Annotated in this window: 11 protein-coding genes; 4 read left to right on the top strand and 7 right to left on the bottom strand. The window is 71.1% G+C overall.

Translation table 11 applies throughout. From position 1 onward, the window contains the following. Positions 1 to 129 precede the first annotated feature (129 nt). Genes DEI95_RS11900 through DEI95_RS11885 form a run of 4 tightly spaced genes read right to left on the bottom strand, consistent with a single transcriptional unit; the run spans position 130 to position 5,524 of the window. Positions 130 to 1,647 carry a lipopolysaccharide biosynthesis protein gene (locus DEI95_RS11900; RefSeq protein WP_375342353.1) on the bottom strand — a complete coding sequence of 506 codons (1,518 nt, stop codon included), beginning with the start codon at positions 1,645 to 1,647 and terminating at the stop codon, positions 130 to 132. Next, positions 1,647 to 3,122 (bottom strand): sugar transferase, encoded by a 1,476-nt coding sequence (locus DEI95_RS11895; RefSeq protein ID WP_111060352.1) that lies wholly within the window; start codon positions 3,120 to 3,122, stop codon positions 1,647 to 1,649. Before DEI95_RS11895 ends, DEI95_RS11900 begins: the two co-directional genes overlap by 1 nt. A 4-nt stretch (positions 3,123 to 3,126) precedes the next feature. After that, positions 3,127 to 4,062, bottom strand: coding sequence for a hypothetical protein (locus DEI95_RS11890; protein ID WP_111060351.1), 936 nt, complete (start codon positions 4,060 to 4,062; stop codon positions 3,127 to 3,129). Between the two features lie 16 nt (positions 4,063 to 4,078). Beyond that, positions 4,079 to 5,524 (bottom strand): polysaccharide biosynthesis tyrosine autokinase, encoded by a 1,446-nt coding sequence (locus DEI95_RS11885; protein WP_110823464.1) that lies wholly within the window; start codon positions 5,522 to 5,524, stop codon positions 4,079 to 4,081. 157 nt (positions 5,525 to 5,681) lie between these two features. Between DEI95_RS11885 and DEI95_RS11880 the strand changes: the two genes are divergently transcribed. Next, complete coding sequence (locus tag DEI95_RS11880) at positions 5,682 to 6,404, top strand: CPBP family intramembrane glutamic endopeptidase (RefSeq protein ID WP_110890769.1); 723 nt, start codon at positions 5,682 to 5,684, stop codon at positions 6,402 to 6,404. Between the two features lie 131 nt (positions 6,405 to 6,535). Here the strand turns inward: DEI95_RS11880 and DEI95_RS11875 are convergent, their stop codons facing one another. Further along, on the bottom strand, positions 6,536 to 7,558 hold the full coding sequence (locus tag DEI95_RS11875; RefSeq protein ID WP_111060350.1) for a hypothetical protein: 1,023 nt from the start codon (positions 7,556 to 7,558) through the stop codon (positions 6,536 to 6,538). 318 nt (positions 7,559 to 7,876) lie between these two features. On the opposite strand from DEI95_RS11875, the gene DEI95_RS11870 reads away from it, so the two are divergent. Further along, the gene (locus tag DEI95_RS11870; protein WP_220036655.1) at positions 7,877 to 11,764 is read left to right on the top strand and encodes a TIM-barrel domain-containing protein; all 3,888 of its coding nucleotides are present in this window, start codon (positions 7,877 to 7,879) and stop codon (positions 11,762 to 11,764) included. Between the two features lie 150 nt (positions 11,765 to 11,914). Further along, positions 11,915 to 13,207, top strand: coding sequence for a PP2C family protein-serine/threonine phosphatase (locus tag DEI95_RS11865; protein ID WP_110890770.1), 1,293 nt, complete (start codon positions 11,915 to 11,917; stop codon positions 13,205 to 13,207). 270 nt (positions 13,208 to 13,477) lie between these two features. Here DEI95_RS11865 and DEI95_RS11860 read toward each other — a convergent pair whose 3' ends face one another. Continuing rightward, entirely contained in the window at positions 13,478 to 14,167 is a 690-nt protein-coding gene (locus DEI95_RS11860; RefSeq protein ID WP_111060349.1) for a response regulator transcription factor, read from the bottom strand. Continuing rightward, positions 14,164 to 15,522: a sensor histidine kinase gene (locus tag DEI95_RS11855; RefSeq protein ID WP_111060348.1), complete on the bottom strand. Its 1,359-nt coding sequence runs from the start codon at positions 15,520 to 15,522 to the stop codon at positions 14,164 to 14,166. Before DEI95_RS11855 ends, DEI95_RS11860 begins: the two co-directional genes overlap by 4 nt. Positions 15,523 to 15,697: 175 nt before the next feature. Between DEI95_RS11855 and DEI95_RS11850 the strand changes: the two genes are divergently transcribed. Then, complete coding sequence (locus tag DEI95_RS11850) at positions 15,698 to 16,057, top strand: hypothetical protein (protein ID WP_111060347.1); 360 nt, start codon at positions 15,698 to 15,700, stop codon at positions 16,055 to 16,057. The last annotated feature ends 26 nt before the right edge of the window (positions 16,058 to 16,083 follow it).

Genomic DNA, 16,083 nt, shown 5'->3' with positions numbered 1-16,083 from the left:
GATTGGGGAAGTCCAGGAGCGCGACTTCTCGATGCGGACCGACGAGTGCACGCAGGACAGATCGTGTCTCTAGCCGCAACTGCTCGAGGCTCTGCGGCCGCTCGGCGATGTGCTCGTCGGCTGATCGGTTCACAACTCAAGCCTTCCCATGGTCACGAAACTCCGCCACGGCAGAACCTTCCTGAGGAGTACTGCGGTGACCCCACTTCCGATGAGGAACGCCGTCGCGTTGAGGATGCCAGAACCGTGCAGGTTGCTCACCGTTGCAGCGAGCAGCCACACCCCCACGGCGGCACCACCACCTGCCGCGAGGATCAGCACGGGCCGGGCAACAGCGCGGGTCCAGTCGAGCAGGGTGAAGCGCAGGACCCTAGCGGCCCTGACGAGGTAGAACGGCTCGATCACGATGAGCGGCAGTGTCAGGCCGAGAGCGATGCCCGGCAGGCCGAACACCGCGCCGAAGAACAGGGACCCCCCGACCGTCAAGACCATCCAGGCCAGCTGCGGGACGAAGAACACGCCGGGGGCCCCAGCCGCATCGGCAGCGGGGATCAGCGGCAGGTGGATCGCATTGATCATGAGGCCGGCGAGGAGTACGACCATCGCCACAGCGATCGTGTTCACCGGTACCCCAGGGCCGAGCCAGATCCGTACGACGTCTTCCGCAGCGATCATGAGGACGGCGCATCCCACGACGCTGAGCGACAGGGTGACGAAGCAGATCGACAAGAGCGCCCGCCGCGCTTCAGCAGGTGCAGCGACGTTCAAGCGGCTCAGAGCCGGACGGAATGGGTCGTTGGCCCACCCGATGAGTTGTCGCACGCTCGTGTAGACCCGGAAGGCCGCGTTGTAATAAGTGACGTCCTGCGGCCTCAGCGTGACGCCGGCGGCGATCGTCCCCGCTTGCAGGAGTAGCGCGCCGACGGCGTTGACGGCGAACGACCGCACGCTGTAGGAGAGCATGTAGCGAAGCGTCCCTCCGGGGAAGCCAGCCCACTCCATCCGTGCCAGCTTCCGCATGCGAACGGTGGCCCAGGACAGGCAAACCGGGACGATCACCGCGATCGCCTCAGCCATCGCGACGAACACGATGTCACGGAGAACCAGACACGCGACGAGAGTCAGCACGACGCGGACGAGCACTCCGATGGCCTGGTTGCGTCGCTCGACCGGCAGGAGCCCAGCGCCGTTGAGAGCCGAGCCGAAAGGTTTGAGGAGCAGTGCTCCGAGCATGGCAACGCCGACCACCAGCAAGGTCAGGGCTTCTGGTTGCGTGAGGACGTCTTGGGCTTTACCCGACCAAAGGTACAAGTAGGCGACGAGGAGGAACGCGGGCGCCACGACAACCAAGGCGAGCGCGTTCCAGATGAGCCCGGCTTGCAGGAACGCGCCGAGGTCGCGCTCCTCACCACCAGCGCGGGCGCGTGACCCGAAATGAACGATTGCAGTGCCGACGCCGAGGTCAGAATAGTTGAGGTACTGCGCTATCGCCGAGACGACGAGCCAGATCCCGTACTGCTCGGCGGACACCGTGCTGATGATGATGGGCAGCAGGACTATCCCGGCGATCAAACCCACGACGCCAGTTCCTGCGCTGCTGATAACCCCTGCCAGGCCGCGATGACCACCGCGACCCTTGCGCACCATCAATACGCTCCACTACTACGGACGACAGCTCGGAGCGTCTTCCAGAGGATCACGACGTCGGCGACCATCGACCAGTTCTCGACGTAGTAGAGATCCAGCCGAACCGAATCCTCCCACGACAGGTCGGATCGACCACTCACCTGCCACAGTCCAGTCATTCCTGGCTTCACGAGGAAACGACGATGCGCATGCGAGTCGTATCGGGCCACTTCGCTGGCGAGCGGCGGCCGCGGACCGACCAGCGACATGTCGCCTACAACGACGTTGAACAGCTGCGGCACTTCGTCCAAGCTGTACCGCCGCATGAAGCCCCCGACCCGGGTCACCCGCGGATCGTTCTTCATCTTGAACAGCACGTCGTTGCCCTCGGCACGGTCGAGCTGGCTGAGCTCCTGCAGCCGGGCTTCGGCGTCGACGACCATCGACCGGAACTTGATCATGCGGAACGTCGAACCGTTCAGGCCGACGCGCTCCTGCCGGAAGAACACCGGGCCGGGCGACGTCAGCTTCACCAGGAGGGCCAGGACGAGCAGGACCGGCGACAGCACGATGATGAGCGCCGTCGACCCGACCAGGTCGAACGCACGCTTCGTGTAGAGCTTCCGTCCGGAGTAGGTCGGCGTCTCGACGTGGATGAGCGGCAGGCCCTGCACCGGGCGGGTGTGGATGCGGGGGCCACCGATGTCGGTCAGGCTCGGCGCGACGACCAGGTGCTGGCGACCGGGCTCGAGGGACCAGCTGAGCTGGCGGACGCGTTCGGGTGGCAGGTCGTCCGCGCTGGTGATGACGACGGTGTCGGCACCCGTCTCCGCCAGGGCCTCGGTCAGGTCGTCGAAGCCGCCGTAGCTCTGCACGGTCGAGCCGGGCAGGACGCCTCGGGTCCCTGCTGACACAGCCGCACCGACGACGCGGTAGCCGGCCTCCGGCGACCGGCCGAGCTCACGGGCCAGGTGCAGCACGCTGCTGGTCGACCCGACCAGCAGGACCTTGGCGGAGTAGTTCCCCCGCTTCCGCTCGGCGACGAGCCACTGGCGCCACATCCACCGCGACAGCAGCAGGACGAGGATGCCGACCGGGAAGGCGATCAGGATGTACCCGCGGGCCAGGTCCACGTGCAGCAGGTACGCCGCGATCGCCAGGACCCCGAAGACGCGCACGCTCGAGTCGGCGACCAAGCGGTACTCGGTGCTGCCGACGCCGATGACGCGGTGCCCCCGGGTGTCGTACAGCGCCAGGGCGCTCATCCACACGGCGATCACGACGATCGAGATCCCGGTGTAGCTGAGGCGCAGGTCGGCGGTGTTCGTCGCCAGGTTCGAGTCGAGCCCGAGCCACGCGATCTGCACGCCGAAGACGACCCAGAAGAGCGCCAACAGGTCCGTGACCAGGACGCGGCGCGAGTAGGACCTACTCCACGCCTCGGTGGAGCCCGTCGATGCTGAGACCCGTACCGCGCCCGCGGTCATGGTCGCCATCCGGTCACCATGTCGCGCCGCCGTCCGCAGACACGGAGACGGCGTCGCCGGCCCAGAGCCAGATGTCGTCCCCGGCACGGTCGAGGCCGATCGGGCCGATCGTCGCGGCGTCAGCGGCGCAGCCGATGGCCGGGGTCGCCGTGTCCGGCGTGACGCCGATCGCGTTCAGTGAGGCGATCTCGACACCCGCGCACCCTTCGGCGCCGACGCGGGCGAGCAGGTACTCGTCGTCGTTGTCCGCCATCGCGCGGACCCCGTCGACCGGGACTTCCACCCACTCGCCGGTGCCCGAACGCCACTCGACCTTCCCCTCACAGATGACGACCGAGGTCTGCTGTCCCTGGTACGCCTTCTTCGGGCGGCCGCAGGGCGACTCGACGACACCGGTGGCGAGGACGATGCCGGCCGTCGAGATGCCGGCACCGGCTGCGCCGGGGCTGCCGGCGGTCCAGGTCACGCCGTCGTCGGCACTGGTTCGGACGGTGGTGGCGCAGTCCTCACCGACGCCGGCCAGGATCGTCAGGTCCGTACTGGAGGCCCGGATCGCCATGAGCGTCGACACGTCCGGTCCGAGCGCGACCGGCACCCACGTCGCGCCGCCGTCGACGGTGTGCTCGAGGGTGGGCGCGGGTCCGCCACACGTCGTGCCGGTGGCGCGCCACGCCTCCTGGCCGTCCACCGCGGTGAGGAAGCGACGCGTCACGGCCGCGGCGTCCGCGGCGTCCGCGGAGGCGGTCGGACTGGCGCTGGAGTCCGGCGAGCTGGAGAACGTCGGGATCGGGCCTGCCGGGTCACCGGCGTTCGGAGCGGTGCGACCGAGCGCGAGGGTCACGAGTGCGATGTCGACGACGACCAGCACGACCACCACGACGGCGACCCAGACCAGGGTCGTCCGTGTGGTGGTCGAACCGAGGTTTCGGGTCCCCCGGCGAGTGTCCATGTCCCCCGACCCCGTTTCAGCGCTCAGCGCGGCTCAGTGCGCCGAGCTTCTTCCCGCCGCGCTTGGGCGGCTTGACCTTCGGTGTGTTCTCGTCCGCTTCCAGGCCGTAGCCGTACCCGTAGCCGTACCGGCCGTAGCCGTAGGCGCCCGGACCGCGGACCGGCATCATCGTGATGACGAACCCGGCGATCGGTGCGCCGACGTTCTCCAGCGCCGACACGGCCGCGGCGAACTGGCCCTTGTGGGTCTTGCCCGAGGCGACGGCGACGATCGCGCCGGAGGCCTTCTTCGACAGGATCGCGGCGTCCGTGACGGGCAGGAGCGGCGGGGCGTCGAACAGGACGTAGTCGAACTCCTTCTCCAGGCGTTCGATGAGTTCCTGCATGGCCCGGGACCCGAGGAGCTCCGACGGGTTCGGCGGGATCTGACCGGCCGGCAGGACGACGAGCTTGCCGCGGCCCCAGGGCTGCGCGACATCCTCGAGCTCGGCGCGGCCGATGAGCACGTCGGTGAGGCCGGCGTTCGTGTCGACGTCCATGTACTCGGCGACGCGGGGACGACGGAGGTCGGCGTCGATGAGGATGACGCGGAACCCGGCGCTGTCGAGCGCGATCGCCAGGTTCGCGACCGTGGTGCTCTTGCCCTCGGACTGCACGGAGGACGTCATCACGAAGGTGCGCGAGCCGGTGCCCAGGTCCAGGAACTGCAGGTTCGTGCGGAGCGTGCGGAAGGACTCGGCACGGGGGCTGCGCGGGTCGACCTGCACGATGAGCGGACGCTCCGACGCCTTGCTGTCGAAGGCGATGCCGCCGACGACCGGCTTGTCGCTGATCTTCTCGACGTCCTGCTCCGTGCGGACGCGGTTGTCGAGCGTCTCGCGCAGGACGGCGATGCCGACGCCGAGCGCGAGTCCGACGAGGAGGCCCAGGGCCACGTTGACCGGGACGTTCGGGCTGACCGGGGCGCTCGGCACGTCGGCCTGCTTGACGCGGGTGAGCTTGACGCTGCTCGTCCCCTCGGCGTCGGTGGCCTCGATGTCCTCGACGACGTTGGTGAGGCTCTGCGAGGTCGCGTTCGCGATGTCCGCGGCCCGGACCGGGTCGGTGTCGTTGACGCTGATGGAGATGAGTGTCGTGCTCGTCGGCGCGCTCGCGGACACCATCGTCGCGAGCTGCTCGGCGTTCATGTCGAGCTGGAGCTTCGAGATGACCGGCAGGAGCACGATCGGGGTCGACACCAGGTTCGAGTACGTCAGGACACGCTGCTGCGTGAAGGTGTTGCCCTGGGCCAGGTCACTCGCGCTGCCCGACGTCTCCGTCGACACGAACACCTGCGCGGAAGCGGAGTACACGGGCTTCTTCAACAGCGAGAAGCCCGCTGCCGCGGCCACTCCGACCAGTGCCAACACCAGGATGAGGACCCATCCCTTGCGCAACACCGTGATGTAGTCGCGTAGTTCCACGCGGCCCGCCTTCCCCGACGATCCTGCCGCGCTCCTGTGGTCCCAACACAGGCGCACCGGGGACGTCCCGGCCTACGGCATTCAAATAGTGCCACATGATCGAGCAACGCTCGGCTGTGTCGGGCGATCCGGTCGCAGCGTCCTCTACGGTGACCCCATGAGCACCGAGTCCGACGTCAAGCACGCCGAGCCCGACACGAGCCGCCAGCGCGACCTGGTCATCCTGCTCGTCGCCCTCGGGGTGGCGGTCATCCTGGCCCGCGTCGTCGGTGGCGTGAGCCGCAGCGGGAGCATCCCGTCGCCGGTCCTGCAGGTGATCGCGGCCGACCTCGCCGTCTGGCTGCCCCTGGTGGCGGGGATCGTCTGGGTGCTGCGACGGTCACCGAACCCTGGTCGTGCCCGGATCCTGCGCCTCGAGATCGGCGACGCGATCTTCGCGATCGGCATCGTCATCCTGGTCCGGGTGTTCGACGCGTTCCTCGGGCTCGCGTTCGGCGGCAGGACCGGCCTGGAACCGGTCCCCACCCTCGGGACGCCGGACATCACGCTGCTCGTGGTGTCGGCGATCGGCCTCGTGCTGGTCAGCCCGTTCCTCGAGGAGGTCTTCTTCCGCGGACTGTTCCAGCGCCGGATGGCCGAGGAGCTCACACCGCGCACGCGCTTCATGGCCGTGCTGCTGACCGCGTTCCTGTTCGCCGTGCTGCACGTCCTGCTCGGTGCCGGGACGACGCAGCTCGACGGCTTCCGGGTGTTCCTGACGACCTTCGCGCTCGGGTCCCTCACCGGCACGCTCGTCGCGATGACGAACCGGCTCGGCGGCGCGGTCCTGGCGCACGTCCTCTTCAACGCGGTGGCGGTCGTCGCGACCTGGCCGCGCTGACCCTCACGCTGCCGTCGGCACTGGTCCACCGGTCGAGGTTCTGAGCGTCGTCCGCTCGCGGCACTGACGCGGCCTGGCGCTGACGCTGACGCTGGCGCAGACTTCTGACGACGACGCGCGCGCCAGCTCGATCAGAGTGACGTCGTGGGTCCCGTGGAGGTCCCGACCGCGGACGGCGCGACGGCTTCGGTGCGGTGCTCCTCGGCGTAGGTCCGTGCGCGACGGATCCGCCGGACGGTCATCGGCACCGTGACGAGCAGGACGACGACCATCGCGGTGAGGACGACGGCCGGGAACACACCGAGGTCGCCGCGGATCGCCGTCGACACGAACTGGAACGCGATCCCGACGTACAGGAGACCGAGGAAGACGAGCTGGAACTGCAGGGCGAGCGGAGCCAGACGGGCGTACTCGACAGCACCGCGCTGCTCAGCCTCGTCGAGCGGGAGGGGCTTGCCGCCGAGGACGACCTTCCCGAAGCGCTGCACCCGGCCCAGGTCACGACCAGCCGCGTCCCGGAGCGCGCGGCTGTACGGGAGCGACACGACGGCGGCCGTGATCGCCGTCGCCGTGAAGGTCAGCTGTCCGGCCAGCAACACGGTCTCCACGAGTTCCGAGCCGTGGTCGCCGTCGAGTGCGATGAGCAGCGCAGCCCCGATCGACGTGACCAGCGCCGCGACGACGAACGTGACGGCGATCGGACGGACCTTGCGACGGACGGCCGCCGCGTCCGTGATCGACGTTCCCGGCGTCTCGAGGATCGGGCGCTCCGTTCGTCGGAACAGCGTGCCGAGGGGCCGCGCACTCGCGAGCAACACCGCCGTGCCGATCGCCAGGACGACCGGCACCCACACCGGGGCCTGAGCCGACAGCGCCGCGAGCACCACGATCACCACGGCGACGACGTCGATCGCGACCACGGCGGAGAACCACCAGCCCAGGAACCGACGGCTCTCCGTCGACGACCGGTGGTCCCAGGAGCCGGCGAACACCCCGATGACGACCGGCCCCATCACGAGGAACGGCGACGTGGTGGCCGCCGCGATCCGGAGCCCCTCGGACGCGTCCCGGAACTGGAAGCCGACGAGCAGCCCGGCGCCCAGGGACAGCGCGGTCGTGACGAAGATCGTCAGCAGGAAGATCAGGACTCGCAATGGTGCTCCTTCGATCGCGTCGGCCCAGCTTGCCCATCATGGCCGGGCCGAGTCGCGTCGGTTCGGTCCCCCTTTCGTCTGTCGCCGCTGCCAGGGCGACCACGTCCTGATCCGGCGATCCGGGCCTCCCGTCCGGTCCGCTGAGCGCGACCGCGAACCCTCCGATCTCCTGTCGGACTTCCCTGAACCGGCTGTGAGCCCTACTCTTTCCCACGTTGTAACGCGGGCGGACGGGGGTGCTCGCGCGACGACCTCAGCAGATCGCTGTCGGCCACGCCGACGAACGACCGGACGACGCCGTCCACGAGGAGCACACCTTTGCGTCCCACTCTCACCTCGACCCGGAGGCGCCGACGCGTCCTCGGGTCGTCCCTCGCCGGAGCCCTGGTCGGCGCACTCGCGCTCGGCGGACTCGGCATCTCCGCCCTGCCGGCAGCCGCCGCGCCGGACGCCCGCACCGTGGTGTCGGGAGACGCCCGCTTCCAGGTCCTCTCCCCCACCCTGATCCGCACCGAGTACGCCGGTGACGCGCAGTTCATCGACCAGGGCACCTTCAACGTCATCGGTCGCGACGACTTCGCCGCGACGCCGTTCACCCAGACGCGTGCGGACGGGTGGCTGACGCTGAGCACCGGGAAGATGACCGTCAAGTACCGCGAGGGGTCCGGGGACTTCACCCAGGACAACCTCCAGGTCGACCTGACGACGTCCACGGGTCAGGCGGTCACCGGCTCGCCGTGGGTGACCGCCGAGACCCCGGTCTGCACGATCGGGACGCTCTGCGAGGGCGAGGCACTGCAGCTGCAGGGCCTGGCCTCCGCCAAGGACCACGCCGGCTACACCGGGTCGGGCTTCGCCGCCGGGTTCGAGAACGTCGGCAACTCGATGACGTTCGCCACGACGGTGCAGCAGGCCGGCTCCTACGACCTGGCCATGCGCTACGCGAACAACCGCGGTGGCGACGGCCAGCTCGAGACCCGCACGCTGAGCATCGTCGTCGACGGTGGGACGCCGGTCACGCTGCGCCTGCCGGCCGGCGAGAGCTGGGACGAGTGGAAGCAGACCACGGCGGCCCTCGACCTGACCGCCGGCAAGCACACCATCCGGATCGAGCGCAGCGCGTCCGACTCCGGCCGCGTGAACGTCGACAGCCTGGCAGTCGTGCCCTCCGGCGCGGCCTACCCGACGCCGACCCCCGCGACCGCCGGTCAGGACTGCGCCTTCGGTGCGGTCTGTGAAGCCGAGGACGCCGGCAAGGCGGGCAACGCACAGGTCGCCGCCGACCACAACGGGTTCTCCGGCGACGGCTTCGCGTCCGGACTCTGGGGCGGCGCGGACTCGGCGCTGACCACGCACGTGACGGGTGTCCCGACGGCGGGCGACTACGCGCTGCAGGTCCGGTACGCGAACGGCACGGCGAACTCCCCGGAGCTCACCGTCGCACCGGCCGGTCAGGAGGCCACCACCGGTGCCCTCGCACCCACGAGCGGTTGGGACTACTGGAACACCGTCACGATCCCGGTGCACCTGGCCGCGGGCGCGAACGACGTCACGCTCGGCTGCCCGACCGTGGACAACAACTGCAACGTGAACATCGACACCATCGCGGTCGTCGACCAGTCCTCGCCGCTGCTCGCCGCGCACGCCCCGCTCGGCGGGTACCGACGCGACCTCGACACGGCGAACGGCTCCGTGAAGACCAACCCCGGCCTGCTCTACCAGGACGGCTGGTCGCTCCTCGACGACACCGCCTCGGCGCTGTACGACACCGCCACCGAGCAGACCACGCCCCGTGGTGACCACGGCGGCGAGGGCTACCAGGACGGCTACGTGTTCGGGTACGGCACCGAGTACACGACGGCGCTGAAGGACCTCGCGACCCTGACCGGGCCGTCGAAGCTCCTGCCGCGCTGGGCCTACGGCGTCTGGTACTCCGAGTACTACGACCGCTCGCAGGAGGACTACCTCGCCATCGCGAAGCGCTTCAAGGACGAGGGTGTGCCCGTCGACGTCATGGCGATCGACACGGACTACAAGACCGGCAGCACCACCAACCAGGGCGACAGCAAGTGGAACGGCTGGTCGGTCGACCCGGCCCGCATCCCGGACATGACCTCGCTGCTCGCCGACTGGCACGAGCAGGGCATCCACAACACGCTCAACATCCACCCGTCGATCTCGGGCAACGACCCGGAGTTCGCGAAGGCGCAGGCCACCGCGAAGGGCAAGCTCACCAAGGGCGACGGCGACCGCTACCTGTTCGACTGGTCCGACCCCGACCAGCTCAAGGCCTACTTCGAGCTCCACGACACCCTGCAGCCCGAGGGCGTCGACATGTGGTGGCTCGACTGGTGCTGCAGCGAGAACTCGAAGTACTCGGCGAACGGCGTCACGCCGGACGCGTTCATCAACCAGCAGTACGCGGAGTACACGGACGAGCAGCTCAAGGGCCGCGGTCTGGCGTTCTCCCGCGCGTACGGCTCGCTGACCGCGGGCGGCTACGGCAACCCGCAGGCCGTCCCGACCGGACCGTGGGCGGACAAGCGCACGACGCTCCACTTCACCGGGGACACCACGTCCACGTGGCAGGAGCTCGCGGCGCAGGTCGGCTACACGCCCGGTGAGTCGGCAGCTACCGGCCTGTCGGCGATCAGCCACGACATCGGCGGACACAACGGTGGCCAGTACGGGATCGAGGGCGCCGAGCCCGGCACGACGCAGCTCCCGCCGGACCTCTACGCCCGCTGGGTGCAGTTCGGTGCCTTCCAGCCGATCGACCGCCTGCACAGCAACCACAGCGACCGGCTGCCGTGGCAGTACCCGGCCGAGGCGAACGCGTCGGCGAAGCAGTTCCTCAACCTCCGCGAGGACCTGCTCCCCCTGACGTACACCCTCGCCGCCGACGCCTCGCGCACCGGCACCCCGATGCTGCAGCCGCTCTACCTGCAGTACCCGGAGGCGCAGGAGTCCTACGCGCAGGCCGGCAAGGAGTACCTGTACGGCAAGGACGTCCTCGTCGCACCCGTCACCTCGGGTGGCTCGACCGCAACCACCTCGGTGTGGTTCCCGGCCGGCGACACCTGGACCGACTGGTTCACCGGCAAGACCTACGAGGGCGGGACCACCGCCGACGTCACGACGGACCTGACCACCATGCCGGTGTTCGTCCGCAGCGGCGGCATCGTGCCCACCCGCTCGCACCACGTCGCGAACGACGCCGCACCGCTCGACGCGGTCACGGTGACGGTCGCGACCGGCGCGGACGGCTCGTTCGCCCTGCACGAGGACTCCGGCGAGGGCCAGCCCACCGCCGCAGCCGACACCTCGGCCCGTGCGGCCGGGAACTCGGCCTCGACCGCCATGCGGTTCACGCAGCAGGCGACCGGTGGCACGCTCGACATCTCCCCCGTCGACGGCTCGTTCGACGGTCAGGTGCAGGACCGCTCCTGGACGGCGACGTTCACGAACGCCGAGCGTCCGCAGTCGGTGACGATCGACGGTGCCCCCGTCGCCGCGTCCGAGTGGACGTACGACGCCGACAGCCGCACGCTCACGGTGCCGGTCGCCGAGCGCTCGGTGACGGACCGGACCGTCGTGCGGTACTCGACGCTCGCGGCCGCTGTGCCGAGCCTCCAGGTCGAGGACCAGCGCGTCACCGCCGGTGACACGCAGACCGTCACCGGCACCGGGTTCCCGGCGGACGCGACGGTCACGCTGGCGACGACGCCCGACCTGGGCGACGACGTCACCGTCCGCACGGCCGCCGACGGGTCCTTCACGGCCGAGCTGGCCGTGCCGGCGACGGCCGCGGCCGGCCGCGTCGCGGTGACCGCCTCGGTGGGCGGGGTGGTCCTCGCCCGGGCCGCCTTCACCGTGGTGGCCGCTCCCCCGACGGCGTCGCCGTCGCCGACGCCCGCTCCGGGTGACGGTCCTGGTGCCGGCGGCCCGGGGACCGGTGGCCCCGGTGCCGGTGGCCCCGGTGCCGGTGGCCCTGGTGCCGGTGGTTCCGGTGCTGACGGCTCCGGTGCTGGTGGTTCCGGTGCGCAGCCCGTCGGCGACCAGCCGGGAGTCTCCGGTGCGGACCGCGACGGTGCCCTCGCCTGGACCGGTGCGGACGTCGTGCCGATCGGCATCCTCGCCGTGGTGCTCCTCGCCGCGGGCGGGCTGCTCCTCACGCAGCGGATGCGACGCCGCCGCGCGGAGTGAGCCGGACGGGCTGAGCGCGCGACGCTGAGCCCGAGGTCGGACGACGGCGGGGTACCCGGGAACGGGTGCCCCGCCGTCGTCGTCGTCCTGGCCCCTCTTCAGGACGCCACACCGGCGTGGCCCAGCCCGAACCAGTAGCCTGCCCTGAGCATGTCTCGCCCAACCAGCGTCATCGACAACCCCCTCGTCCGGCAGGCCCCGATCAGCGGCCTGCTGGCCCTCGGTGCGCTGTGCACCGTGGCGCTGCCGTCGCTCTCGGTCACACACGTGGAGCTCTTCCTCGCGAGCCTGGTCGCGACCGCGATCGCGACACTGCTCGCCGCGGTCGCCGTGTACCTGCCGAAGGTGGCGCCGCTCGTCCCGATCCTGCTCGCCGTCGACTTCGTGTCCATCGCCCTGTTCCGGACCGGAACGGGTGCCGGGGCGTCGGTCTTCACGTCCCTCGTGGTCCTGCCCGTGGTGTGGTGGGCGTCCCTCGAGGGTCGGCGCACCATCGTGTACTCGGTCCTGGGCGTGACGTTCGTCATCCTCGCCCCGTTCGTGCTCCTGCCCGGTGACGTGCCGCGTCCCAGCGAACTGGTCCGGCTCGCGATCACCGTCATCGTGTTCGGCACCGTCGCCGTCATCGTGCACGAGCTGTCCTCCCGCGCCCGCCGATCCGTCCTCACCGCCCAGGCCCGCGAGGGCAGGGTCCGCGCCGAGATCAGCCGCGCCGCCGCCGTCCAGCGGTCCCTCCTGCCGACCTCGAGCGACCACATGGGCCAGGCGGTCACCGTCGCCGGGGCCTGCCTGCCGGCGAAGAGCGTCGGCGGAGACTTCTACGACTGGTACCGCACCCGCGACGGCATCGCCGTCAGCCTGGGTGACGTCATGGGCAAGGGCGTCGGGGCCGGCCTCATCGCCGCCGCCGTCCGCGCCACCATCCGCAGCGCCCGCACGGTCGACGACACCTCCGAGGCACTCCGTCGCGCCTCCGACGGCCTCGCCGCCGAGGGTTCCGGCACCGACGTCACCTTCACCACGCTGTTCCACGCCCGCATCGACGACGACGGCAGCCTGCAGTGGGCGGACGCCGGACACGGCCTGAGCTTCATCCTCCGCGTCGACGGCGGCGTGGAGCGCCTGCGCTCGGTCGACCTGCCGCTCGGGATGGGCCTCCGCGACGAGTGGGCGACCACCACCGGCATCCTCGAGCCGGGCGACCTGCTCATCTCCTTCAGCGACGGCGTCCTCGACCTGTTCGGCGGACGTGACGATGCCGTCGACTCGGTCGCCGAGCTGGCCGGTCAGGACCGGGAGCCCGCGGCGATCGTCGCGGCCCTGACCGAACGCGCGGGCCGGGTGCCGCACGACGACGACGTGACCGTCATCGCGATCCGCCGCGAGGCCGTCGTGTCCTCGCCGACCGAGGTGGCGGCGGCGCCGCTGACGCGCTCCGCCTGACCGCGGGCGGCGGCGGCCGCTGCTCGCTTCGCGCTCAGCGACACCGTTCGCGGCCGTGCACGCGAGCACTGTCGCCCAGCGCGAACCGTGCCGGACGGGAGGCCCGGCGCGGCCCCGCCACGTGCCTCCCGGCCGGACCGCCACGCGACCGACCGCGGCGGCCGACCGCGGCGGCCGACCGCTCGCGCTCAGCGACACCGCTCGAAGCCGCGTGCGCGAGCACTGTCGCCCAGCGCGAACCGTCCCGGGCAGGCGGCTTGGCGCGCGCGACTACGCGGACCAGTCGGGCCGGACGAAGCCGCTCTCGTAGGCGAACACGACGGCCTGCACGCGGCTGGTCGCACCGACCTTGGCGAGGACGCTGCTGATGTGGGTCTTCACGGTGGCCTCGCTGATCCAGAGGTCCTTCGCGATCTGCGCGTTGCTCGCACCACGGACCAGGGCGCCGAGGACCTCCCGCTCCCGGGCGCTCAGCGCGGCGAGGGCCGAGGCGTGTTCGGCCGGCGGGGTCGGTGTTGCCGGGCCTCCTGCGACGGGCGCGGCGACCAGGCGGTTCTCGAGCAGCGCGCGGGTCATCGAGGGTGCGATGAGGGTGTCCCCGGTGTGGGCGGCCCGGACCCCGGCGGCGATGAGGTCGGGGCCGGCGTCCTTGAGCAGGAACCCGAGCGCCCCGGCACGGACGGCGTCGAGCAGGTACTCCTCGTCGTCGAACGTGGTGAGGATGACGACCGCGCCTGCGGTGCCCTCGGACACGATCGTGCGGGTGGCCGCGATGCCGTCGAGCACCGGCATCCGGACGTCCATGAGCACGACGTCGGGACGGAGCTCGGCGCAGACGGTGACCGCCTCGGCGCCGTTCGATGCCTGACCGACCACGGTCAGGTCGGGTTCGGCGTCGACCATCATGCCGAGTCCGGTCCGCACGACCGCCTGGTCGTCGACGATCACCACGCGGATCACGGCGCCACCACCCGGCGGTCGACGGGAGCGGCAGCGGCACGAGGCTCGTCCCCGGCCCCGGCGGTGGCTGCCTGCGTCCGGACCGGCTCCGGTGCCTGCGACGGCTCGGTCGTGTGCGCGCCCCCGCTCGAAGCTGCGGCCGATCCGGGGACCTCACGCGGGGCCTCCAGGACGACCCGCCAGCCGCCGCCGTCGACCGGACCGGCGTCGAGCACCCCGCCGATCGACGCGGCGCGTTCGCGCATGCCGCGGATCCCCGCCCCGCCAGCGGCGAGCGCCGGAACCCGCGGGCCGCCCTCGGTCCCGCCGTCGTCGAGGACCTCGAGGTGGATGCGGTCCTCCGAGACGGCGAGCGTCACCCGCACGGAGGAGCCGTCGGAGTGCACGAGCGTGTTCGTCAGTGCCTCCTGGCAGACCCGGAGCACGGCGAAGTCCTGCATGACGCCGAGCCGCGCCCCGACGCGGAGGTCGACCTCGACCTCGACGCCGGTCGCCCGGACCCGTGCGACGGCGTCCTCGACCGCGGCCCGCAGCGACACCGGAGCGTCGGTCGTGCCACCGTCCCCGCCGGCACGGAGGACCCGCACCACCTTCCGCATCTCGGACAGCGCCTGCTGCCCGGTGCCCGCGACCCACGAGGCGTACTCGGCGAACTCGGTCTGGTCGGCGACCCCGACACGCACGAGGGCCTGCGACCGGACGACGATGGCGGCCATGTGGTGCGCGACGACGTCGTGCACCTCGCGGGCGACGGCGGTGCGTTCCTCCGAGGCGATGCGGGCCTGGTCGGCCTCCCGCAGGCGCACGAGCTCCTCGTTGCGGCGCTGCAGGACGAGTTCGGAGCGTCGGCGTCGCGCGGTCGCACGGCCGAGGAACGCGCAGGCGACGAGCAGGATCCCCATCAGGACGGTCGTCGACCAGTCGGCGTTGCTCGACCAGACCTGCCAGGCGCCGAGCGCGGTGAGCCAGGCGTGCACGGGGACGGAGACGAGCGGCAGGAACATCGCGAGCATGATCGGAACAGCTGCGACGGACAGCACCGCGAGCACCCGGCGGCCGGCGGCACATGCCAGGTAGACCGCGATGACGAGCGGGATGAGCCGGACCTGCAGGACGTGGAAGGTCCACGAGGGCCATGCGACGACGACCCCGACCACCACGAGCAGCGGGTACGGCAGTCGCTGCCCCACCACGAAGCACACGGCGACGAGCAACGCGGTCAGGCGGTAGTCGTCGAGCCGGGTCGGGTACCACCCGGCTCGGTGCAGCCCCTCCATCGCGATCAGGGCGGCTCCGAGGAACACCACCCCCGCGAGCGCGGACCGCACCCACGGCGGGATCGGCAGAGGACGCATGGCGAGAGGCTAGCCGCCGGAGTCGACGTCGCGCCTCCTCCGAAGGTCGGAGTCGCCGGTCGCGACGATCAGTCGGACAGACGGGAGGCCCAGCCGGTCCGCCGATGCGGCCGACGCCCGCCTCGTCCCAGGCTGGACGTGCCGCACACCGCGGCCCACCGGACGGGAGCACGTGATGCAGAAGAAGACCGCAGCCACACTGACCACCGTGGCCCTCATCGTCGCGATCGCAGCCACCGGCGCTGCGGCCGCGACCGTCACGGGACCGGAGGCATCGGGTGCGACCGACGGGACCACCAGGACGGGCGGCGTCTCGACGGTCGTGCAGACCACGGCCCCCACGACCGACGACGACGGGTGGCAGGGGCAGCTGCCGGACGCCGACCGGTTTCGTGCGCTCTCCGACGCCGAGCAGCGTGCCGTGTTCACCCGCGTGGACCGTCTCATCGGGGACCTCCGTGGGACGGACGACGGCGCGGGGCTGGTCGCGCAGCTCGACGGGTACCGCGCCGCGATCGAGCGCGCCCGCGGGTGACCGGATGACGGACGGGAGGCGCGGGG

Source organism: Curtobacterium sp. MCBD17_008 (assembly GCF_003234475.1).
Taxonomy (GTDB): Bacteria; Actinomycetota; Actinomycetes; order Actinomycetales; family Microbacteriaceae; genus Curtobacterium.
Note: the sequence above shows the minus strand (reverse complement) of the source record. Positions and strands in the feature narration are given on the sequence as shown.